The following is a 22558-nucleotide window of genomic DNA, read 5'->3' on the forward strand; positions in this document are numbered from 1 at the left end:
TTAGATTCCCCCACCCTGGCTATATTCGCCATCGGCAACGCCATTGTGATGTTCTTCTTCTTCCAGGATACACCAGAGGCTCTCGGGCAGCGCATCGTAGGTCAGATGGTGCTCGAGATGATGGACGTGGGTCACATCTTCGAGATCAGCGAGGCGCATTTCGAGTTCCATGATCTTAGCACGTAAGCCGCGGAGCATCTCGCCTTCAGGGTCGGGCAGGCTCTCGACGCGGCGGGTTTCGCCGGTGGCGGGGTCACGGGTCGCCACGATGCGGGCGGGCACACCAATCGCGGTGGCATGAGCGGGGACATCCTTAACGACCACCGCGCCCCCACCGACACGAGCACCTTCACCGACTGTAATCGCCCCGAGCACACTTGCGCCAACGCCAACAACAACCTTATCAGCAAGGGTCGGGTGACGTTTGCCCTGCTGTTTACCCGTACCACCAAGAGTAACGCCCTGATAAAGCATCACATCATTGCCAATCTCGGTGGTTTCGCCAATCACGACCCCCATCCCGTGATCGATAAAGAAACCGCACCCGATACGCGCACCGGGATGGATCTCGATCCCCGTAAGAAAGCGGGCATACTGCGAAATCAAGCGTGGTAAAAAGGGGGTTTTGCGCCGCCAGAGGGCGTGGGCCAAGCGGTGCAAGACAATCGCGTGCAGCCCAGGATAGAGCAGCACCTCGGCGAGATTACGGGCAGCCGGATCATTACGAAAGATCGCACGGATATCATCACGCAGGACGCGCAGCAAAGAATACGTAGCCATTTTCCCTCCCGTTGGGCAAACTTCCGACGAAGACGAGCGACGGAACAGCGCATCAGGGGCACTGTGACCTACAGTGCCCCTGGCTACACCAGCACCCGGAAAGGAAAGTCAGGCTGAGCGCATCCATAGAAAAAAGGCGCGATAGCATGCTACCGCGCAATAATGAAGATGGTGGTAGACCCTGGTGAACAGAGCGCCTAACGCGGTACTGCCACCTACTGGGTCGTGGTATCAGACGAAGTCGTGGTCTCTGCGCCACTATCGCTCTTCTCGGTCTTCTCGGTTGTCGCAACCGCATCAGCCTTCTCATCAGTCTTTTTGGCAGCCTCGGCACCAACCGTGCTGCTACCTGTCCCGCGGCTGTCGTTGATATACCAGCCTGAGCCCTTAAAGACGATCCCGGCAGGCTGGATCACCCGCCGTACCGTACCACTGCTGCCACAGCGACAGGCAGTCAGGGGCTCATCTTTGAAGCTCTGAAACTGCTCAAACTGTTTGCCACAAGCATCACAGGCATAGACGTAAGTAGGCATAAGTGAAGTACCTCCATCTGATAGTTTAGTCGAAACTCCACGATCAAGGAGGGCTAAAGCCCTCCTTAACACCACACCGTGGTAAATTTGCTACTTGGTATTGTACCTGAAGTCGCCTTCCTGTGCAATTAGAACTTTGTTAGAAAGCGCGCTTCGCTGGTGCAAAAGCCAGCTATGCTGGCTTTTGCACCAGCGAAGCACGAGAATTTTCCCTCTTCACAGGCCGCGTATAATAGAAGGGGAAGCAAAGCCGCTACAACCAAAGGATGGTCAGCATGCAGGAGTTTTTCGAATTTGGCCTGGGTGGGCGCGTTCTCTACAAGGCCGGTCTAGCACACGAGCTCGGCCAGGTTGTTGAAGATATGGGGGCAAAACGGGTTTTTGTGGTGGCCGACAAAGGCGTCGTTGCAGCTGGCCTGCTGAGCACTGTGCTTGCCGGTCTCGAAGGCAGTGCCGAAGTGGTCGGCGTGCTTGATGATGTGCCGCCGAATTCGTCGGTGCGGGTGGTGATGCAGGGTGCCCAAGCCGTGCGTGACGCAGAGGCGGATGTGTTGATTGCGATTGGTGGGGGCAGCCCGATTGATACAGCCAAGGGCATCCGCATTGTGGCAACGATGGGCGGGGATATCCTCGATTACGAGGGCTACAATGTGTTGACCGAGCGTTTGATGCCGCTCATTGCTATCCCAACCACCGCCGGTACCGGCAGTGAAGTAACGTCAATTGCCGTTATTCTCAATGAAGACGAACACCGCAAGATTATTTATAGCAGCCGCTATATCTATCCCGATCTTGCGCTCCTTGATCCCGAATTAACCTTGACCATGCCGCCGCGGCTGACTGCGGCAACCGGGATGGATGCGCTTTCGCATGCGATTGAGACCTTTGTTTCGACCGATAATAATCCGTTCAGTGATAGTCTAGCCCTGGCAGCCATTGACTTGATTGCGACCCACCTTCGCGATGCCGTCAATGATGGCACCAATCTCGAAGCACGGGGCCACATGCTGATTGCGGCATGTATGGCAGGCATTGCCTGTTCCAACAGCTTCTTCGGAGTGATCCACGCGATCTCGCACGCGGTCGGGGCAATGTTCCCGGTGCATCATGGAACACTCAATGCGCTCGTTATGCCATATGGCATGCAATTCAATAGCGTGGTCGCACCTGAAAGATATGTGCGGATCGCCCATGCAATGGGGGTGAATGCCGGCGGCCGCAGTGATGAAGAGGTCATCGCCGATGGCATCAACGCCGTGCGGACGCTCGCGGTTGACTGTGGTTTGCCAACCCGCCTGCGTGATGTTGATGTGCCCGAGTCGGCCTTGCCCGAGCTGGCAGCCTTCTCGGTCGTTGAGCCTGCGATTTTCAATAATCCACGTGTCGCGACCGAAGAGGAGTTGCTCGATCTGCTGCGTGAGATGTGGTAGGTGATCCCGTTGCGGTGCAGCGCTGACGCGCTGCACCGCAACGGGATGAAACGGATCTGCACGGAGGGTGGTTGGAGACAGCGCTGACGCACTGCACCGCAATTGAATGAAGCTGATCCGCAACCGGCTTAAGCTGACCGCGCTTCCGCAAGGATCGTGCCCGGAGCGATCTGGGCTCCAGGGGGGACACTTACACCCGAGGCAAGAATAGCGCCTCGGGTTTTGAGTTGGGTCGCGCTGAGCAAGCCACGGGTTTCGACGGTTGGTTGAACCTCTTCAAAGATCGTGGCTGTCAGGGTGGCTTGGTCACCAATCACAACGTTTTCGTCGAGCCAACTTGCCTGGATGGTAGCACCTTCACCGACCACAACGCCAGCGGCAAGCGCCGAGGCTTGAACCGTTGCGCCTGCTTTGATGATGCAGCCATCGCCAATGGCAACCGGGCCAATCAGACGTGCCCCGGCTTCGATTACGGCGTTGCCAATATGAACCGCACCCTCAAGCTCTACTTCAGGGTGCAGGGTTGCTGACGGATCAATGCTGGCCCGGAGGTTGGCCTGGCGCATAACCAGAAACTGGGCCGCGCTTAGGGCTTCCCAGGGGTTGCCAACAGGAACCCAGAAGCCCGTACAAATATGAGGGCGCACAGAATGCCTGGCGGCGAGTAGGGCAATCAGATCGGTCAGTTCCAATTCGCCGCGTGGTGACGGTGTAATAGTCTCGACCAGAGGGAAGACCACCTGATCAAACTGGTAGATCCCGGGGTTGGCAAGCGCATCAAGTGGTGGATCGGCAGGCTTTTCGAGCATCCCCTGAACCTTGCCGTCAACAATCTGGAGGACGCCGAATGAGCGGGCATCAGCCACCCGTAACCCGGCCACCCCATAACGGCTCTGGCACACCCCGAGCAGATCGGCCTGGGCAACGAGGTTATCGCCATACAGCAAAAAAAAGGGCTCATCAACCGGTTGTGCCGCAAGCAAGGCACCGGCCGTGCCGTTGACAATCTGTTGCCGCACATAGCGCAGGGCCATGCCCTGATAGTCTGCGCCAAAGGTCGCTTCGATCTGGTCGGCCCGATAGCCCACGACCAGGGTGACACGGTCAACGAGGCCTACCAGTTCATCAAGAATATGCGTGAGCAGCGGGCGTCCAAGCAGGGGAATCAAGGGCTTGGGGCGCAACAAGGTGAGGGGTCGTGTACGTTTCGACTCGCCAGCCGCCAGAATGACCGCGTGCCGCGTCGTACAAGCGTATGTCGTCGTATCATGATGAGCCATGCAACCCTCCATCAACCGGATGTGTCATGGCTCAAGCATACCAGAAAAGAGCCGTTCTTGGGGGCCTATGGCCCGCAAGAACGGCTCTTTTCTGATGATTACGCCGTCAACTGCTGAGTGAGCAAAATAGCCTGGGCGACTTCACGCATGGTTTTGCGGCTATTCATCGCGAGCTGCTGGATCTTGCGAAACGCCTCGCCTTCACTGAGGCCCTGGCGATCCATCAGATAACCCTTGGCGCGCTCGATCAGCTTGCGCGTCTCGATGCGGTCACGTAACTGGTGCAATTCACGGTAGCGGTTCATCTGTTCCTTCCACCGGGCCGTCGTGACCTCGATCAGGGGCATCAGATCGGTTTCACGAACAGGCTTGGTCAAATAACCAAGCACGCCGGCCTCGCGGGCCTGCATCACCAGTTCACGTGAACTGTAAGCGGTAAGGAGCAAGACCGGGGCGAACCGTTCATCGTGGATCATACGGGCGGCGGTCAGCCCATCCACAAGCGGCATTTTGACATCAAGGATCACAAGATCAGGGCGAAGCTGGCGCGTCAGATTGAACGCACTCTGCCCATCACTAACGTCACCGACGACAAGATAGCCCTGTTCTTGCAGGATCTCACGGAGATTCATGCGAATGAGTGGTTCATCATCAGCAATCAAGATGCGCGTGGTCATAGGTTTTCTCGTGGTAAGCAAAGAAAAAAGCCCATGTGAGTGCCACATTGGGCACACAGATGAGCTACATTGCAATAAGTATTGTTATGGTAGCAACAGGATACCACGTTGTTACCAGCGTTTCCTACGGTACCATTGCACAATCACACAGGGGTAGCACTTGGATCTATTGCTACCCACTACGTGGCGTAACGCCGTGTCCCGCCGTGATGTGCCCGATTTCAAGGCGTCCACCCCGTTGCTGGAAGCCACCAACAAACGGATTTTCAGCCATAAACATTGGCGTATCAAGATCAACAAACTCAAACCCACCGACACCTGCGGCGAAATGGGCCGACATTGTCATCGCCAGGAGAGACTCGACCATGCCGCCAATCATCAGGCGGAGGCCGGTCACACGACAGATCGTCGCAATATCAAGCGCCTCGACGACACCGCATTTCATCAACTTGATATTGACGACCTGCGCGGCCTGTTCGTGGGCCAGGCGCAAGACATTCGCCGCACTCGAAGCGGTTTCATCAGCGGCAACTGGGGCACCACACCAGCGCGCCAACTGATTCATCCCTTCCCAATCATCACCAGGGACGGGTTGCTCGATCAAAACCGGGTGGATCTGCTGGGCATGCAGCGCACCAAGCAGCGCCAACATCTCGTCGGCGCGCATCCCGCCGTTGCCATCGAGCATCAGCGGCGCGTCGGGCGCAACAGCGTGAACAGCAATGAGGCGGCGCAAGTCAAGATCGAGATCACCACCGCCAATCTTGACTTTGATCATCCGAATACCGCGATCGAGGATCGCCAGCGCTGCGGTTGATGCATCTTCGGGACTACCAGTCGTAATCGTCATATCGGTCTCGAGCACACTGCCTGCGCCGCCAAAAAAGACATAGAGCGGCATGCCGACATGCCGGGTCAGCGCATCCAGGATGGCTGTTTCGAGCGCACAACGCGCACTGCCGTGCTTGATCAACGGCTCACCCAGCGCACGCGCTAGGGGGCGCCACTCACGGACATCCGCCCCCTCGATGATCGAACGGACGCTTTCGATGGCAGCCTGGGCACTCGCTTGCGTTTCGCCATTAAACGCCGGGAAAGGTGCGGCTTCACCATACCCAAGCGTGCCATCAGCGAGCTCGATTCGTACCAACAGATTGCGGGCGATCTCCTGCGACCCACCGGCAATCCCAAAGGGCGTTAGCAAGGGGATATCGAGTGGCTGGACGGTCAGGTTGTGGATTGTTGTTGCGCGCATGCTCATCGTTGTTCTAAAAACTGCGTTGTAGACGCAGATAGATCGTAATGGTTGCCAGCACAATCAGGGCCCCGAGAGCTTGCCAGAACGAGGTGAGGCGCTCACCAAGCAGCAAGGCGGCGAGCACAAGCGTTGCAATGAGCCGCCAGGCCATCGTGCTACTGACAAGCGGCGCCCCAAGGTGGCGCAGGGCCGCGATCTGCCCAAGGTTGGAACCGAGCATGACAAAGACGACAAACCCAAAGAAGATCGCCCAATCGGTGGCCCCGATCACCGCATACCGGCTCCAATCTTCGCCGATCATAAGGCTGATCATACCAGTCGTCAGGGTCAGTACGGTCAATTGTACCAGCATCACCGCTTCACCGGGAATAGCCGACTTGACGGTGCGCGGGATCAAGATCATATAAAATGCCAGGCTGATCGCCGAGACGAGGGCCAGGCCAATGCCGAGCCAATCACTGGCCGTGAGCACGAGCGTGAAACCTTGCCCGGCCAAATCGCCACTCATCAACAGAAGCGAGCCGAGCAGCGAAAAGCCTATCGCCGTCCAGGTGTAGGGGGGCAGGCGATCGCGAAAGAGCAAAAAACTGAGCAGCGCGACGAGCAGCGGCGTCATGAGGGTGATCAGTTGCACATAGACCGCGAGCGTATAGCGTGCCGCCAGAACATTGGTAATCGCGCGCAAGACCACAAAAAAGGCAAACGCCCAGATGGCAGGTTGCAGCAAAAAGCGACCATCCAGACGACGCAACACAAAGGGAGCAAAAACGGCCAGAGCGATCAAGTTGCCAAACGCGAGCAGCGACATACTTGGCAGAAGCGTGACGGTCTGAAGGTAGCGGGCAAGCACGGGATACGCGCCCCAGCCAGTGTGGGCCAGCAGTGCCATGCCCATCCAGATCCAGTCATTGCTGCTATCGTCGCGGGTCGTTGTCGGGACAGGCGTAACAGAAGAGCTCATGATTCCCAGATTTCTATAAAACAGAGGGTTGCAGTGCGCCATTGCAGTGGCGGTATTATAACGCACAGGTACAACAAAGTTTAAAGCCGCGCTCACCACATGGTATAATGTTGGCTCACCGAGTTACAAGCTACATTATCCCTGCACAGGATATGCACGCTTATAAGCATAAGCTTTGACATGTCGTGGTTGGTTTTCCGGTGCAGGTTGCCCGATTCTTTGGGCCGTGATGGTTTTGGAAGTTGAAGGAGCGGTTGTGTCTGATACTAAAATTATCTATTCGATGATCCGGGTGAGCAAGTTGCATCCACCCAATAAGGAGGTGCTGAAGAATATTAGTCTCTCGTATTTTTACGGGGCCAAGATCGGAGTTATTGGGGCCAACGGTTCAGGCAAAAGCTCGCTGCTGCGCATTCTCGCCGGGGTCGACAAAGATTTCAATGGCGAGACGGTGCTGGCCCCTGGCTATACGATTGGCTTGCTCGAGCAAGAGCCGCAGCTTGATGATACGCTGACGGTGCGTGACATTGTCGAGCAGGGTATGGCCGAGACCGTCGCCTTGATGCGGCGCTACGACGAAATCGCCGAACAGTTTGCCGATCCCGAAGCTGACTTTGATGCGCTGATTGCCGAGCAGGGCGAGTTGCAAGAAAAGATCGATCATGTTGATGGCTGGAATCTCGAAAGCAAGCTGGAATTGGCGATGGACGCCCTCCGCTGCCCGCCAGCCGATACGCCGATCCGAGTGCTCTCGGGTGGGGAACAGCGACGGGTCGCGCTCTGTCGTTTGCTTTTGCAGACACCTGATATTCTGCTACTCGACGAGCCGACCAATCACCTCGATGCCGAGTCGGTTGCATGGCTTGAACGTCACCTGCAAGAGTACAAGGGAACGGTGATTGCGGTGACACACGACCGTCACTTTCTCAACAATGTGGCCGGCTGGATTCTTGAGCTTGAGCGAGGCCAAGGTATTCCCTGGCGGGGCAACTATTCAAGCTGGCTGGAACAAAAACAGCAGCAGGTGGCCGCCAATGAAAAGCAGGCTAGCCAGCGCCAGAAGTCACTGCAACGCGAACTTGACTGGATCAATATGGCCCCCAAGGGTCGTCACGCCAAAAGCAAGGCGCGCATCAGTGCCTATGAGCGGCTGCTTAGTGAGAACCAAGAGCAGCAGGATCGCGAGTTGGAGATTTTTGTGCCCGCCGGGCCACGCCTCGGCGATGTGGTGATCAAGGCCGAGGGGTTGGCCAAGGGGTACGGCGACCGGTTGCTCTACGACAATCTCAGTTTTGATCTGCCGCCTGGCGGCATCGTGGGCATTATTGGGCCCAATGGTGCCGGCAAGACAACCCTTTTTCGTATGGTTGTCGGCAACGAACAACCTGATAGTGGCACCCTGACGATTGGCTCCACCGTCACCCTGGGTTATGTCGATCAGAGCCGCGATGCCCTCAACCCTGACAAGACAGTCTGGGAAGAGATTTCGGAAGGTAACGATCTTATTGTGCTTGGCAATCGCCAGATCAATTCACGGGCCTACTGTGCGCGTTTCAACTTCACCGGAAGTGACCAGCAAAAACGGGTTGGCACGCTCTCGGGTGGCGAACGCAACCGTGTCCATCTTGCGAAGGTGCTCAAGTCGGGGGCGAATGTCTTGCTGCTCGACGAGCCAACCAATGATCTCGATGTGCATACGTTGCGTGCGCTCGAAGAGGGCCTCGAGAACTTTGCCGGGTGTGCCGTGATTATCTCGCACGATCGCTGGTTCCTCGACCGTATTGCGACGCATATTCTCGCCTTCGAGAATGACAGCCAGGCGTTCTGGTTCCCCGGAAGCTATTCTGAATACGAAGCCGACTACCACCGGCGCAAAGGCTCGGTGGCTGATCAACCCCACCGTGTCATCTATAAAAAGCTCGTCCGTTAGAGAAAGAGCATGCATAAAAGAAGATCAGTTGAACTGATCTTCTTTTATGCATGCTTGCTCTTGCAATGCTGTGCTTAGCGCATAGCAGCCGCGACCCGCTGGCCCAGTTCTACGGCAAAATTTGTCCCGCGATCCCAGGGATAGACCTGGCTCATACTAGCCCAGAAGAGACCAGGGAGCGGGGTGCGCAGCGGCGGGATGTTGGCGCTGTGGTTGACCGGCACAATTGGCTGCGCATAACGCTCACGATGGAGCCAACTATCGCGCACCCAGCTTGGCTCGAAAGCCCGGTTGACCAGCTTGAGCGAGGGCAAAAACCGCTCAAGCAGCGCCTCACGGCTCAGTTGGAAATATTCGTGGTCGGGTTCAAGATAGTCACCCAGATAGAGCAGATGGTCGCCCCCGTAATGCTCGGGTGCGATGAAATTGGTATGTTCAACCAGCGCCAGGTAGGGGAACTGATCTTTGGGCATATTCACCCAGTAGAGGCCGTTGGTCAACGGGCGTTTGAGGGCGAGGGTCAGCACAACCGCGCCCATCGAGTCGAGCGTATTGAGTTGAGCCAGGTAGGTTTCAGGCAACTGCGGGGCAAGGTGCGTCAGAAGTGCCGGTGATCCCGTCACAAGCAGGCGATCACACGTCTCGGCAGGCAACCCCGCACAGAGCACTTCCCAGCCGGTGCCAAGCTGGTGGAGCGCGGTAACAGGTGCCCGCAGACGAACCTCCACCCCAAGACTCTGCAGGCGCGCAAGCAGCGCATCGCAAAAGGCCTGAAACCCGCCGGTGAAATAGCCGAGCTTGAAGCTCCGCGAGCGCAAGCGTGCCCAGAGCCAGGCCATATTCACCGTCTGCGCGTGGGGGCCAAATTTGCCTTCGAGGAGCGGCAACCAGAGTTGCTCGTAGACATTGCGCCCGGCCCAGCGTGACGTCCAGCGGGCGGCCGTTGTACGCTCGAGGCGTTGCCAGTTGCGCGTGACATACTTCAGATAGAAGGCCACCGCGCCAAAGCGCACCCGATCAAGGAAGGGCAAGGCAGGAAATTGCAACACCTGTCGTGGCCCATTGAGGTCATAGCCACGCCCTTGCCACCACTGCGCCGTCACCTGCCCACGAAAAAAGAGCCGATCGGCAAAACCAATCGTTTCAGCAAGTTGAATAATGGCGTGATCCGTCTCAAAAATATGGTGATAGAACCGTTCAAGCGGCCATTGCCAGCGCGGATCGCGAAACCCCGAGGCAAGCCCCCCGACAAGTGGTGCAGCTTCAAAGATGATGACCTGATGACCAGCCTGCGCTAGATCATAGGCGGCCGTCATCCCCGCGACCCCGGCCCCAATAATCGCAATCTTCATGGCGCAACTCCTGGCGCAACATCCTCGCGGTCGCTCTGCTCCTGTTCAGCTTTCAAGCGCGCGGCCTGCTCCATATCCCTCCACCCGATGCTCTTGCGCAGCATATAGACAGCCCCAAGCAGGGTAATCGGCAACCAGAGGGCAATATGCAATACGACCGTATACCCGGTGGCAAGAGCCTGAGTAACGCCTGCCTGCATCAAGACGGCAATGCCAGGGGCGTGAAAGGTGCCAATGTAGCCTGGCGTAGAGGGGATGGTCGTAAAGAGATTCACGACGGCGGTCATCAGCATCAAGACGGCAAACGAGACGGTGAAGGGAAAGGCCTGGAGCACTAGCCAGTACGTAGATGTCTCGATCAGCCAGATGAAGAGCGAAAGCCCGAACATAGTCACAAGGTCACGCGGACTGCGGAGGGATTGCAGGCCAATGACAAAGCGATCAAAGAGACCGTGCAGCTTCGGGCGGATGCCAGACGGCACCAGATGGTCAACAACGAGGTCATAGCCTTGACTCAAACGGGCTGGGCGAGCCGCGAGCACCATAAAGATGATCATCGCAACGCCAAAGAAGAGACTAAAACCCAGGGCAACGGTTTGCAAACCTGCGGGCAAGGGCGCAAAGGGCAGCGTCATGCCGATGAAGAGCAACATCACCAGACCATCAAAGATGCGCTCGAGGACAACGGTTGCCAACGAGGCACTCATCGCAACGCCTTCTGTCCGCCGCAGCACATAGCTGCGCAAGACTTCACCTGCCCGTGCGGGATAGACATTATTGCCCATATAGCCAATAACAACCACAGGAAAGAGCCGTCGGGCCGGTATGGGCACTAGGTGAGCAAGCATCACCTGCCAGCGCAAGGTACGCAACCAGACACCCACAAAATAGACCATGACGGCAGGTAGTAACCACCAGTAATTCGCGGTGCGAAGAGTCTGCAAGAACAGCCGCAGGTCAAGCCCACGCAACGCAATCGCGAGAAAGACAACGCTTACTCCCAGGCCAACCCACAACTTCCAACTACGCACCAGATCCTCCCTACCGTGACGTAAGCCGCTATAGCGCTTCATCATATCCCGGTGCGTGATCCCTGTCAATCTAAGAGGCTGTCTGCAAAGAGTGTCAGCATCGTTCGCTACTACGTGGTGTGCCTTTGGAGTGCCGGCTTTAGCCGGCTAATGGTGTTCCAGTACATAATCCGGTATGCGCCCAATGCCGTGGGGCTAAAGCCCTCGGCGAGGGGAAGCGAAGCCCGCCTGCGCGGTCTATACCGGATTAATTTCTGGAAGACCATAAGCCGGCACTCCGGAGCAGTTCGTCGACTTTTCAGACAGCCTCTAAGGTATGCAGGACAGAAGGAGGCGGCTTGCACGCACCGTATGACTATGCTACAATCGTTGCGGCGATGGCGACGTAGCAAAGTGGTAATGCAGCGGTCTGCAAAACCGCGATTCGCGGGTTCAAATCCCGCCGTCGCCTCCACACAGCAGTGCCCCACCATTTCTGGTGGGGCACTGCTGTTGATACACTAGGAAGCAGCGGAATCCAGCCAATTTCAGGTCGGTAGACCTGACGTTGAATGGTATAATGCTTTTTAGGGAGGTTTTCATGGCCGAGACAATAACTACCAGCGAGATTGAAACTCTGGTGAGTGAGGGTAATAGTGCTTTGATTGCTGGCGATGCCTACACGGCCCGTCAGCGTTTTCGACGTGTGCTTGAACTGGACGCCGAACGGGTCGAGGCGTGGATCGGGCTGGCAGGAAGTGTGCGCCCATACCGCGAAAAGCGTGAACATCTACGGCGGGCGCTCGAGATTGATCCGTCTCATGCGACGGCCCGAGCCATTCTGGAACAGGTCGAAGCACGCCTTGCGGCTGGTCAAGTGCTGGCCCCTGGTGGGGTGCAGGTGCGCGAGACAGAACCAACCCTGCAGAGCATAGCACGTACCGAAGAGACTGCGGTACTCGAAACAGCGCTGACTGCGTCAGAAGCATCCAGTGATGAGGTGGCAACCCTCTTCTGTTACAACCATCCGGATCGCGAAACTGGCCTCCGTTGTACCAACTGCAATCAGCCAATCTGTAGCGAGTGTGCCACCCCGGCGATTGTCGGCCAACTTTGTCCGACATGCTTGAAGATCCGACGCCCCGTCAATTACCAGGTGAGCGAAGTCAACCTGCTGGTGGCTGGCGCGACGGCTTTGATCTATAGCCTGGCTATCTCTTTCGTGGCCGTGCAACTGCTCGGCATGGTCGGTTTTTTTGGCTTCCTACTGGCCTTTTTTCTCGGGCCACTGGCAGGCAACCTGCTTGTCCGGCTCTCTGATCGTTTCACAAAAGGCAAGCGCGGCAAATTGATGCAAATTGCCCTGGGTATCTGTTACACGCTCGGTACACTGCCATGGCTCGGGATCTCGCTGATCTTCGGTGGCTTGCCGCTGGGTCTGATTATCTTTACGGTGATGGCAATCACGACGGTTGTGGCCCAGATGCGTTAGGCGGCCCTTCGTTTTGTACGAAGAAAATAGTAAATATTTGGTAATATGGTCGTTCTATCAAGCATAGGCAGGATGCAAAGAGCGCAAAGCGACGGCACAAGAAGCATGAGGGATGTATGAGTGAACAGATCTATGGAATGACCCGGGCGCTCAGAGGCAATCAGAATCCGCTCGATGCGGTCGAGCAACGTTTGCGCGACCAGATTTTTGGTCAAGAACGGGCGATCGAAAGCCTTGTGCGGGTGCTCAATCGTGCTCGTTTTGGTTTTTCAGCGGGTAATCCGCGACGCCCTCGTGCGACGCTGCTCTTCCTTGGCCCAACTGGGGTGGGCAAGACGGCGACGGCCCGTGCGCTCGCCGAAATGTTGCGCCCCGATGGCGAAGCTTTTTTGAAGGTCGATTGCTCGCTCTTCAGCCAGGGCCACGAGGTTAGTGCGCTGGTTGGCGCTCCACCAAGCTATGTGGGACGTGATCAGAAGCCGTTGCTCAATCCTGAGATTATCGAACAAGAAAATAGTGTTGTGCTTTTTGATGAAATTGAGAAAGGCCAGCCTGAACTTTGGAATCTGTTGTTGCAGGTGATGGAAGATGGTGAGATCCTGCTGCTAAACGGGGGGCGGCGTGTCTCTTTCCAACGCAGCATTGTCATTTTCACCACGAATGTGGGGGCCAAAGAGATGGTTGATTTCCTTGATCGGCGCACGATTGGGTTCCGTACGCCGCATCAGGATGTCGAGGCAATGGGTCAGCAGATCTACCAGATTGGCTTCGAGTCCCTGCAGAAGGTCTTCCAACCCGAGTGGATCAATCGCCTTGATGAGATTATTGCGTTTCGCCCTCTTTCGAGCGATGTGTTGCGCCAGGTGCTCGATTATATGGTGTTGGAGAGCAATGAGCAATACCTGCGCCACGGGATCAAGGTTGAGTTGACCGCCGAAGCACGTGAGTATCTGCTGAACAAAGGGTTTGACTCGCGTTTTGGGGCACGGCCTTTGCGTCAACAGTTGCTCAAGCATATTGATGCTCCTCTGGCCGATTTGCTTGCCTCCGGCGGTATTCCAACGGGTAGCAAGGTGCTGGTGACGTATACCGGGGTCGACCGGCACGGCAAGGCGCTTGAGTTCTTTTACCAGGCGGCCCCTGAATTGTTGCGCCAGGCCGAAGAATTGCGTGCCCGTGAGATTGGTCGCATTGCCATCAAAGAGAGCGAAGGTCCCCAGCCGCCCAGCATTAGCCTTACCAATGAACGCAGCAATGCGGCTGAAGGTGGTATGGGTGGCCTGGGTATCCGCGGCCCCCGGATTACCCCGCGCCGCAACGAAGGCCGGTAAACTTCAGCATGAGTGGCAGAGCAACGGCCAGTTTTGCTGGCCGTTTTTGTATGTTATGAGGTTACGACCCTCTTTCCAGGGGGGCGATGCTCGCCAGCAGTTTGACAAAACCTCGGCTCCGAAACTCGACGGTGATGTGCCATTCGACGGTGCGCCGCGTGCGTCGTTGATCAATCGCCACGACCGTGCCGGGGCCAAAGTGGGGATGACGTACCGCTTCGCCGATGCGGTAGTCGGGCGGATCGGCAGGTGAGCGCACACGTTCATCTGGCGGCACCGGTGCAGGCTCTGGGAAGAGACGCTCGAAGTCGGGAAAGGGGGCCAAGTCAGGCGCGAGTTTGTCATCCGCTAGGGTTCGCCAGAAGGCTTCGTCAGCAGGTGTGACGTTGTGAGGTTCGGTGAGTTGCTGGTCGCCAAGCAACACAAGCAAGCCAAGGACACGGGCAAGGAACCGGATACGCAGGGTCGGCTCGATCTTCCACCAGTGGGTAAAAAAGCGTTCTTGCCCGTACTGACGAGGGAAGGTGAGCATCTGCACGGCGACCACTGCCGTCCATGTCGTCGGATCGCTCGCGAGCAACGCGCCAATGACGGTGCCACACTCGAGCACTGTATCTACGTCAGCGGCGAGCAAGAAGGGCGAGAGCTGCGCATCACCGCCATTGACCGCATAGAGGTACAGGTCGCGCCGTGCCCGCGTGATGGCAACATAGAGCAAGCGACGTTCTTCATCAATGTCATCGGAACCACCGCAGGGAAGATAGCCAGCATTGCAATTGGGCAGTAACACGACCGGCCATTCGAGACCCTTGGAACGGTGGATCGTGCGAATGTCCACCCCGTCAGACGGGGCCTCGCGCTGAGCCTGCAGTCGTTCCGCTGCCAATTCTTCCAGGTGCTGGAGCAACTGATCCAGCGTACCTTTCCCTGCGGCATACTGCAGAAAAGCCGCCACATTGCCCGCTCGTCCCGCCCCTGTTTCGGCACTGCCGCTCTGCTCACGCAAGAAGGACTGGTAGGCCAAACGCCGATCCAACTCAAGCAGGAGTTGATCGGCAGGAAGGGTCGCCCGCATATCGCCCAGCCAGACGAGCAGATCGGCGAGTTCTTGCAGCTTCACAGCGAGCCGATCATGCACCCGGGGCATCAGTTCGGCCAGGGCATCACTGAGCGGTACATGACGACTGATCGCCAGGGCCAGCACTTCATTGGCGAGTTGGCGTGAGAGATAGCGTCGCGGTCGGTTGTAGAGCGCACGCCAGCAAGCCGCAACACGCTCGGCTTCTTCGCCCACGAGGGGTTGACCACGGCGCAACTGAGCATCACCGGCGGCGAGTTCGGCATACTTCAACAGATCGGCCACCTCGCGCCGGGCAAAAAAAGGCTCGTCACCAGCAATGCGATACGGAATACCCGCCTCGATCAGCGCCTGTTCGACCGCTGGCGTCTGGGCGGTAAGCCGCACCAGGATCGCAATCTGGGGATAGGTATACCCCTGGCGTAGGGCTGCGGTGATATCGGCAACCACCTGCTGGCCCATTGTCTGGACATCAAGTGCCCGGCGTAGCAGGGTACAGCCGGCAAAACCCTGGGTTATCACCAACTGCTTGGGGTAGCGATCACGATTCTGGGTAATGACACTGTTGGCCAGCAGAATCTGCGAGGCCTGGCAGCGAAAATTCTCGGTAATCGTATAGACAACCGCTCCATAGCGCTGCTCAAACTCGCGAAAAAAGCTCATACTGGCCCCGCGAAAGCCGTAGATCGTCTGGTCGTCGTCACCGATCGCCATATAGTTGCGATGCATCTTCGTCAAGCGATCAAGGATCTCGGCCTGGGCCAGATTGACATCCTGGAACTCATCAACAATGACGGCATCAAAACGCTGTTGCCAGCGGGTGCAAAGCGCGGGACTGCGCATCAGGGCTTCCCAACTCAACATCAGCATATCATCGAAGGTCAGCCAACCGCGTTCACGACGCACCTCTTCGTGCAACCGATAGAGTTCACGGTACCAGGGCATGCCAGGTGGGGCGATGGCCTGACTCGCTACCGACATAGCCTCTTCGGGCAAACCACTGGTCGCAAGCTCAGGGTAACAGAGATTGCCCTTGCAGGCACCGAGGTAATCAAGAAAATCCTGCTCATCAAGCGCATCGAGCGCATCAGCGGGAATAATCTGGGTCGTACGCGCACGATCACGGGCTGTCCAGAGGATCTGGCGCTCCTCGCCATTCATTTTGAGCGCATTTTGCGCAAGCGGAGGTAAGACCCCAGCTTCAGCCGCGTCATTGACGATTTTGAGACCAAGCCCGTGGAGTGTGCGACGGATCACGCGGCGACAGTGCGGCCATGCGGCTAGCGCTTCGCCGAGGTCATCAACAGCGGCCTTGCTAAACGAACTGACCAGAATACGGTCAGGGGCGAAAATTCGCTCACGCACCAGGCGCTCGACGCGATGAACCATAGCGGTCGTCTTGCCAGCGCCTGCCACAGCAAAAACCATGGCCGGGCCATGGTTATGGGTAACGATCTGTTGTTGTTGCTCGGTAAGTTGCATGCTTTGGCAGCGTTTTGGGGGCCTGCGGCCTCAAACCCCAGGTATGCTGGTCATTTTTGAAAGCCTACGGATGAGGATGCCTACGGCACCCTTATCCGTAGGCACCTTCATCTACGGCGTCGTCTCGGTCACCGGCTCACCGACCTGCTCAGCCGGAGCGGCAGGCTGTTGTTGCACCGGATTCGACACAATGTCATCGACAGGAATGCTAATCAGGGGCATAAACCCATTTTCGCCACTGCCCATAAAGCGGGGCAAAATGCCATCCCAGCGCTCGATCATACGCAACTGCAGCAACTCGGGTGAGATGACTTCGCGCTGGAGGCGCAGGGCCTCGGCTTCAGCGCGGGCAACTTCAAGCCTGGCCTTGGCCTCGGCCTCGGCGCGGGCAACCTGCTGCTGGGCCTCGATCCGAGCACGCTCAAGCTCACGCGTAGCGCGGAGGGCATCCTGCTCAGCGACCTGCTTGGCCTCGATAGCGCGTGCAAACTCGGGGCTGAAATTGAAATCGGTAATCGACACGCTTTCGACAATCACTCCACGTGGCGTGAGTTGTTCAACAAGGACATCGCGCATCTGCGATGAAACCTCGGGGCGGCGGGTAATCAATTCTTCGGCAGTAAAGCGTGCCGTCACCGCCTTGAGAGCCTCTTGAATGGCTGGGTCAACCACACGGCGCTCGTAATCGACACCGATCTCACGCACCAGACGATCAACGTTACTTGCATCAGGCCGATAGTTGATCACGAGCTGTGTCGTCACGGTCTGAAGGTCACGCGAGGCTGCAGTTGACTGCGACTCATAGCGTTGCGTGCGCACTTCAACCACGGTTACCGATGTGACAAAGGGCATACGGAAGTGCAAGCCTTCATCATAAACAGTCGTAATTTCACCAAACGTCTTGACGACACCACGGGTACCCGCCTGCACCTGGGTTACCGAATTGGTGAGCAAGATCGCGCCAACGGCCAATAGAATCACCACTCCGGTGAGAAGTGGAACAAGTGCCCGGGGTGAAGAAGGGCCGGGCATTGGTACTCTGGAAGGTCCTTGAGACATAAGTTTTCCTTTTCTCTTTCGATCTAGCGTGATGCTCTTACCACTTGTGTTGCACACGCCGTTAGCGTGTATATCTCAGTATACCCCATTCTAGCCTTGCTTGCTGCAATGCGGCGATGCGTAGACGTGGCCCCCTTTGCTGCGCCGATTTTTGCCAGCGCAGCAACAACAGGTTTCTCAGCAAACTCTCAGCAAAGCGTAACGCTCTGGCAAGCTAGCTATTATCGCTCTGGAGAGCACACAGATGTATGCTAGATTCAGATGGAAAGCGATCCGAAAGGGGGCTCATCATGCAGACCCAATCCAGTTTAAGCATTCACACGTATACGTATGGCTTACGACGTCGTATCTATTCTGTACGGACACTTAGTTTGCTCGTACTCTTGTTCTTGGTAGCCTTTTTAACGCTTGGAGCGGCAAAACCAGCCGGGGCAGCAAGTACCGCGAGGACACGTTGTTTTCCCGAAACCGGTTATTGCATCACCGGGCCAATTCTGAACTATTGGGAAAAGCGTGGTGGCTTGTCAGTTTTTGGGTATCCTATTACCGAACAGCGCCTCGAAACGGTGGAAGATCGGACGATTCAGGTGCAATGGTTTGAGCGTGATCGCCTCGAGATCCAGGCCGACGGTACGATCACGGCTGGGCGACTCGGCGCGCGTGCGCTTGAGCTCCAGGGTCGGCGCTGGGAAAACCAACCCCGTCAAGATCCCTTGCCACCTGATACTGGGGGATGCCACTATTTTGCGGCGACAGGTCAGGTGCTCTGCGAGCCATGGCTTGGCTACTGGGTCAATAACGGAGGCTTGGAGCGTTTCGGTTACCCGATTTCGAGCTTACGTCTCGAACTGATCGAAGGCAAGCCGTATACGGTACAATATTTCGAGCGCCGCCGGATCGAACATCATCCAGAGTATGCCGGTACGCCCTACGAATATCTCTATGGTCTCTTGGGTCGTGAGGTGCTCGCCGTGCAGAATCTGCCGGTCTGCCAAGGGCCGCCTCGCGATGTCCAGTTTGGTCTTGAGGATCGCATCGGCTATGGCGAATTCCGTTCAGCCCTGCAATGCCCCAGCAGCAGTTATGCCAATATCCCAGCAGCCTTTCAGCAATTCAGTGGCGGCGTGATGATCTGGCTCGACCTGGGTGAAGCTGGCCGTAAGATCTATGTGCTGCGGTACCCACGCGAGGGCATGGATAGCTACACCTATGCAGTGTATGATGATACCTATCAAGAAGGCGATCCGCCGATTGATGAGCAACCGCCTGAAGTGCCGCCACGCTCGCCAATCAAGCCAAGCATCCCGCAACGTGGCTTTGGCAAGGTCTGGGCTGCTGGTGAACGCGAATACCTGGGCTATGCAATGTTCCGTGAACAACCCGAACAGGCCAATGTCCAGTTCTTTGGGGTCGGCGGAATGGCCCTGCGGTTGCTCGTCTCTGGTCAAATCGGCATCTTTGGGCCTGAATACAATCAGGCGCAACTCTGGCCTTCTTAAGACATTGGGCGACCCGCAACCCAAAACGCCCATGCCGAGCAGCAAAACCGAGCGCTGGGCGGCTCAGGCCACAATCATGCGCGTATGTTCGGGACTTGAATTCACAGAACATACGCGCTATGATTGAGGTATCTCTGGTACGTAGACCGCATGGAGGCAGCGATGACGGCACGGCCAAAACGATATATGACGGAAGAAGAGTATACCGAGTTTGAGGTGGCAAGCCCCCGCAAGCACGAATATTATCAGGGTGATATTTTTGCCATGACGGGCGGAACCGAGCCGCACAATTGTGCCTTGGATCCGTCGAAGGATTGAGAAACATGGACACGTGGAAATTCTACGACATTACACACCGCGAACACGTGGTGTGTAATCCCACGAGCAACGACAAACTGACGCGTCTTGTCGATCTCTTGCGGCTTCCAGCGGAAGCGCACGTGGTCGACATCGCCTGTGGCAAAGGTGAGTTCCTGATTCGCTTGGCTGAAGCGTATGGCATCCGTGGAATCGGCATTGATATTTCACCATTCTGCATCGCCGACGCACAGAGGCAGCTGCAGATGCGAGTGCAGGGGGCAAAGGTCGTCTTCAGTCAGATGAACGGCTCCGATTTCAGGCCCGAAGAGCCACGCAGCTTGACGCTGGCCTCCTGCATCGGCGCCAGCTGGGTGTTCGGTGGTCACGCAGCGACTCTGGACGCGCTCTCGGGCATGATCGCACCCGGTGGTTGGGTGATTGTCGGGGAGCCCTACTGGCTTCAGCAGCCCTCGGAGGAGTATCTTGCAGCATCGGGGGCCAGCAGAGACGGCTTCGGGACACATGTTGGCAACGCAGAGGCCGGTGAACTACGGGGGCTCGAGCTGGTTCACACGTTTGTGAGCAGCAAGGATGACTGGGACAAGTACGAAGGTCTGCAATGGTATGCGGCGGCTGAATACGCCCGCTGTCACCCAGACGATCCCGATCTGCCCGAACTCTTGGAGCGCGTAGCCAAGGGCAAGGCTGAGTATCTTCGCTGGGGGCGAGACACCTTGGGCTGGGCGATATACGTCTTCAGACATCGTCCGTCACAGCGCACCACGTCGGCTGCCTAACGCTCGGCTTGCTAGTGGACGCCTCCCAAGGGCGGTGTCGCTTTGCCTCATCAATCATAGAATGAAGCAAAAAGTATTTACGATTCCTTAGAGCCAATGGCATCCCCAGGACGGACCAGTTCCGAGGCGTGAGCGGGCCAGAGGACGCGCTACGTTGGGCAGCGCATGGCTCGCTCACGAGTGCGAGACGATGCAGAAAGGGAGGCGAGACGTGAAACACTTGCACGGTCGGGCAATGCCATTCTTTCAAATTGACGTCTTTGGGAACGCTCCCTTCAAGGGCAATCCGGTTGCGGTGGTTCTCCATGCGGATGAACTCACTGATGCGCAGATGCAGGAGATAGCGAACTGGACTAACTTGTCGGAAACGACCTTTGTCTGCGACCCGACCACCAGTGACGCTGACTACCGACTGCGGATTTTCACGACGCACAGTGAGCTCCCATTCGCTGGTCACCCCACCATCGGCAGCGCCGCAGCGGTGCTCAAGCATGGGCTGCAACCCAAAACACCCGGCAGACTAGTCCAAGAATGCGCGCGAGGTCTCGTGCCGCTACGGCTTGACCGCGACAGGATCTTCTTCGAACTCCCTGAGCCGGAGTTCACTCTGCCAAGCGAGCGTGAACTGGCGGACGCCCTGGGGGCCCTTGGGGTCTCGCGCGAGGCCGTACGCAATCTCTCGATCGTCGACGTCGGAGCGGTCTGGCTCACCTTGCAGCTTGGTTCAGCGCAAGACGTCATCGATCTAGTGCCTGATATGAACCGTCTCGCACGGGCGACGGAACGCTGTACGGGTTTGACGGTCTTTGGTCTGTACGCCCCGGGCGGCCCAACGTCGGTGGAGGTGCGATCCTTCGCGCCCGGCGACGGCGTGCCAGAGGATCCGGTGTGCGGTAGCGGCAACGGCTGCGTCGCCGCCGTGATTCGGCGCAACGGCGTACTCCCCGCATCGCGCTACATCGCTGCGCAAGGGCGAGTCTTGGGCCGCGCCGGCAGGATCGAAGTGGAGTTCGATCCCGCCGGCGCAATCTGGCTCGGAGGCACCGCCGCCGTCCTGGTAGAGGGTTCGATTGCACTCGGGCGGTGAAGCGGCAGCGCTTTGCGGCCATCAACTGAGCGGCTGCCCAACGAGCGCCTAGAGCGGACGGCCAAAAGGTAAATTGCTGCTGACACAACAAGTGACCCACTAGCTTCCGAGGAACGTGATGACGGTGCTGATTCTTACCCCTAATCCTGCGCTTGACCGTACAATGACCTTTGCCAACTTGCGCCTCGGGATGGTTCAGCGCACCGATCAGGTGGTTGTCGCCGCAGGTGGCAAGGGGTTGAATGTCGCCCGTGCAGCGCACACGCTCGGGCAGCAAGCGCTGGTCTGTGCGCCCCTTGGTGGACATACGGGCAGGTATGTGGCAGCCCTGGCCGAGGCCGAGGGACTTGCTGGCTCTTGGTACTATCACCATGCAGGTGAGACACGTACGTGTGTCTTGCTGGTTGACCCCGAAGCCGATGATGCCACGGCGCTCAATGAGGCGGGGCCGATCCTTGGCGACGATGACTGGGCTGGCTTTGCCGCCAGGGCAAGCGAGGCTGCCGTGGAAGCCACACTTGGCATCGTCTCAGGGAGTCTGCCCGGCGGCATTGCGCCTGCATCGCTCGGTACCCTGATTACCCGACTCCAGGGCCAGGGCTTGCCACTGATCATTGACACCAGTGGTGCGGCGCTCGTTGCGGCCCTGACGGCCCAACCATGGGGCGTGAAGGTGAATGGGGCCGAGCTCGGCGAGGTTCTGGGACGATCCATTGCGACCATCACCGAAGCTGTGTCGGCCCTGCGTGAGCTACGCGATCAGGGGATCACGCTGGCGGCGGTTTCCCTTGGCGCACTGGGCTGTGTCGCAACCGACGACACTGGCACCTGGCATGCCCAACCGCCACGCATCACGCTGGTGAGCAGCATTGGCAGCGGCGACTCACTGCTCGCCGGGTTGGCAACGGGCCTGCTGCGCGGCATGGCGCTGCCCAACGCATTGCGCCTCGCGGTCGCCTGCGGTACCGCCGACGCCCTCACCGTTGGCGGCGGCCGCATTGACCCGGCGCAAGTCGCCGAGCTCGCGGCGGCAACAATGATCACCAGGGTGTGACGTTCGTTGTCATAACATTGCCGTAAACTGAGTGGCCCGTGAACTAAGTTTTCTGATCCTTCGCGCCCTGGGTACGCGGGCATCCCGCCCGCTGGTGCGCCCGAAGCGGGCGAGAGGCCCGGGCACCCAGGAAAGTCAGAAAACTCTTCAGTGTGATTGGCATAACAG

Annotated in this window: 19 protein-coding genes and 1 tRNA gene; 10 read left to right on the forward strand and 10 right to left on the reverse strand. The window is 57.6% G+C overall.

Annotation, left to right across the window (positions count from 1 at the left end; genetic code table 11):
* On the reverse strand, positions 1–780 hold the full coding sequence (cysE, locus tag EKD05_RS01085; RefSeq protein ID WP_129670448.1) for a serine O-acetyltransferase: 780 nt from the start codon (positions 778–780) through the stop codon (positions 1–3).
* Positions 781–995: 215 nt separating this feature from the next.
* Positions 996–1313 carry an FmdB family zinc ribbon protein gene (locus EKD05_RS01090; RefSeq protein WP_129670449.1) on the reverse strand — a complete coding sequence of 106 codons (318 nt, stop codon included), beginning with the start codon at positions 1311–1313 and terminating at the stop codon, positions 996–998.
* Between the two features lie 275 nt (positions 1314–1588).
* On the opposite strand from EKD05_RS01090, the gene EKD05_RS01095 reads away from it, so the two are divergent.
* Complete coding sequence (locus EKD05_RS01095) at positions 1589–2743, forward strand: iron-containing alcohol dehydrogenase (RefSeq protein WP_129670450.1); 1155 nt, start codon at positions 1589–1591, stop codon at positions 2741–2743.
* Between the two features lie 128 nt (positions 2744–2871).
* Here the strand turns inward: EKD05_RS01095 and EKD05_RS01100 are convergent, their stop codons facing one another.
* The 4 genes from EKD05_RS01100 to EKD05_RS01115 form a co-directional block, all read right to left on the reverse strand.
* Positions 2872–4023 carry a sugar phosphate nucleotidyltransferase gene (locus tag EKD05_RS01100; protein ID WP_129670451.1) on the reverse strand — a complete coding sequence of 384 codons (1152 nt, stop codon included), beginning with the start codon at positions 4021–4023 and terminating at the stop codon, positions 2872–2874.
* 98 nt (positions 4024–4121) lie between these two features.
* A complete protein-coding gene (locus EKD05_RS01105) occupies positions 4122–4700 on the reverse strand; it encodes an ANTAR domain-containing response regulator (protein ID WP_129670452.1) in 579 nt (192 codons plus the stop codon).
* A 172-nt stretch (positions 4701–4872) separates the two neighbouring features.
* The gene (locus EKD05_RS01110; RefSeq protein WP_129670453.1) at positions 4873–5955 is read right to left on the reverse strand and encodes a dipeptide epimerase; all 1083 of its coding nucleotides are present in this window, start codon (positions 5953–5955) and stop codon (positions 4873–4875) included.
* Between the two features lie 13 nt (positions 5956–5968).
* Positions 5969–6919 carry an EamA family transporter gene (locus tag EKD05_RS01115; protein WP_240695568.1) on the reverse strand — a complete coding sequence of 317 codons (951 nt, stop codon included), beginning with the start codon at positions 6917–6919 and terminating at the stop codon, positions 5969–5971.
* A gap of 229 nt (positions 6920–7148) precedes the next feature.
* Between EKD05_RS01115 and ettA the strand changes: the two genes are divergently transcribed.
* Complete coding sequence (gene ettA, locus EKD05_RS01120) at positions 7149–8849, forward strand: energy-dependent translational throttle protein EttA (protein WP_165360525.1); 1701 nt, start codon at positions 7149–7151, stop codon at positions 8847–8849.
* 74 nt (positions 8850–8923) lie between these two features.
* Here ettA and EKD05_RS01125 read toward each other — a convergent pair whose 3' ends face one another.
* Both EKD05_RS01125 and EKD05_RS01130 read right to left on the reverse strand, forming a co-directional pair.
* Positions 8924–10201: an NAD(P)/FAD-dependent oxidoreductase gene (locus tag EKD05_RS01125; protein ID WP_129670455.1), complete on the reverse strand. Its 1278-nt coding sequence runs from the start codon at positions 10199–10201 to the stop codon at positions 8924–8926.
* Positions 10198–11277 carry a lysylphosphatidylglycerol synthase transmembrane domain-containing protein gene (locus EKD05_RS01130; protein ID WP_240695569.1) on the reverse strand — a complete coding sequence of 360 codons (1080 nt, stop codon included), beginning with the start codon at positions 11275–11277 and terminating at the stop codon, positions 10198–10200. The genes EKD05_RS01125 and EKD05_RS01130 overlap by 4 nt, the downstream gene beginning before the upstream one ends.
* A gap of 334 nt (positions 11278–11611) precedes the next feature.
* Between EKD05_RS01130 and EKD05_RS01135 the strand changes: the two genes are divergently transcribed.
* From EKD05_RS01135 to EKD05_RS01145, 3 genes are all read left to right on the forward strand, one after another.
* Positions 11612–11686: transfer RNA gene (locus tag EKD05_RS01135), tRNA-Cys, on the forward strand.
* A gap of 126 nt (positions 11687–11812) precedes the next feature.
* Positions 11813–12703 carry a hypothetical protein gene (locus EKD05_RS01140; RefSeq protein ID WP_129670456.1) on the forward strand — a complete coding sequence of 297 codons (891 nt, stop codon included), beginning with the start codon at positions 11813–11815 and terminating at the stop codon, positions 12701–12703.
* 116 nt (positions 12704–12819) lie between these two features.
* Positions 12820–14034 carry an AAA family ATPase gene (locus EKD05_RS01145; RefSeq protein WP_129670457.1) on the forward strand — a complete coding sequence of 405 codons (1215 nt, stop codon included), beginning with the start codon at positions 12820–12822 and terminating at the stop codon, positions 14032–14034.
* A 61-nt stretch (positions 14035–14095) separates the two neighbouring features.
* Here the strand turns inward: EKD05_RS01145 and EKD05_RS01150 are convergent, their stop codons facing one another.
* Together EKD05_RS01150 and EKD05_RS01155 are read right to left on the reverse strand one after the other, a co-directional pair.
* Positions 14096–16594, reverse strand: a complete 2499-nt coding sequence (locus tag EKD05_RS01150; RefSeq protein WP_129670458.1) for an ATP-dependent helicase — start codon at positions 16592–16594, stop codon at positions 14096–14098.
* Positions 16595–16705: 111 nt separating this feature from the next.
* Positions 16706–17653, reverse strand: a complete 948-nt coding sequence (locus tag EKD05_RS01155; RefSeq protein ID WP_205703832.1) for a prohibitin family protein — start codon at positions 17651–17653, stop codon at positions 16706–16708.
* A 290-nt stretch (positions 17654–17943) separates the two neighbouring features.
* Here EKD05_RS01155 and EKD05_RS01160 point away from each other — a divergent pair, with 290 nt between their 5' ends.
* The 5 genes from EKD05_RS01160 (at position 17944) to EKD05_RS01175 (ending at position 22390) form a co-directional block, all read left to right on the forward strand.
* Complete coding sequence (locus tag EKD05_RS01160; RefSeq protein ID WP_129670459.1) at positions 17944–19152, forward strand: hypothetical protein; 1209 nt, start codon at positions 17944–17946, stop codon at positions 19150–19152.
* Positions 19153–19314: 162 nt separating this feature from the next.
* Positions 19315–19470, forward strand: coding sequence for a hypothetical protein (locus tag EKD05_RS25605; RefSeq protein ID WP_165360526.1), 156 nt, complete (start codon positions 19315–19317; stop codon positions 19468–19470).
* Positions 19471–19475: 5 nt separating this feature from the next.
* A complete protein-coding gene (locus EKD05_RS01165) occupies positions 19476–20249 on the forward strand; it encodes a cyclopropane-fatty-acyl-phospholipid synthase family protein (protein WP_129670460.1) in 774 nt (257 codons plus the stop codon).
* 211 nt (positions 20250–20460) lie between these two features.
* The gene (locus EKD05_RS01170; protein WP_205703833.1) at positions 20461–21336 is read left to right on the forward strand and encodes a PhzF family phenazine biosynthesis protein; all 876 of its coding nucleotides are present in this window, start codon (positions 20461–20463) and stop codon (positions 21334–21336) included.
* A 118-nt stretch (positions 21337–21454) separates the two neighbouring features.
* Positions 21455–22390, forward strand: coding sequence for a 1-phosphofructokinase family hexose kinase (locus tag EKD05_RS01175; protein ID WP_129670461.1), 936 nt, complete (start codon positions 21455–21457; stop codon positions 22388–22390).
* Positions 22391–22558: the final 168 nt, after the last annotated feature.

Origin of the sequence: Candidatus Chloroploca sp. Khr17, from assembly GCF_004138165.1 — a bacterium.
Lineage (GTDB): Bacteria > Chloroflexota > Chloroflexia > Chloroflexales > Chloroflexaceae > Chloroploca.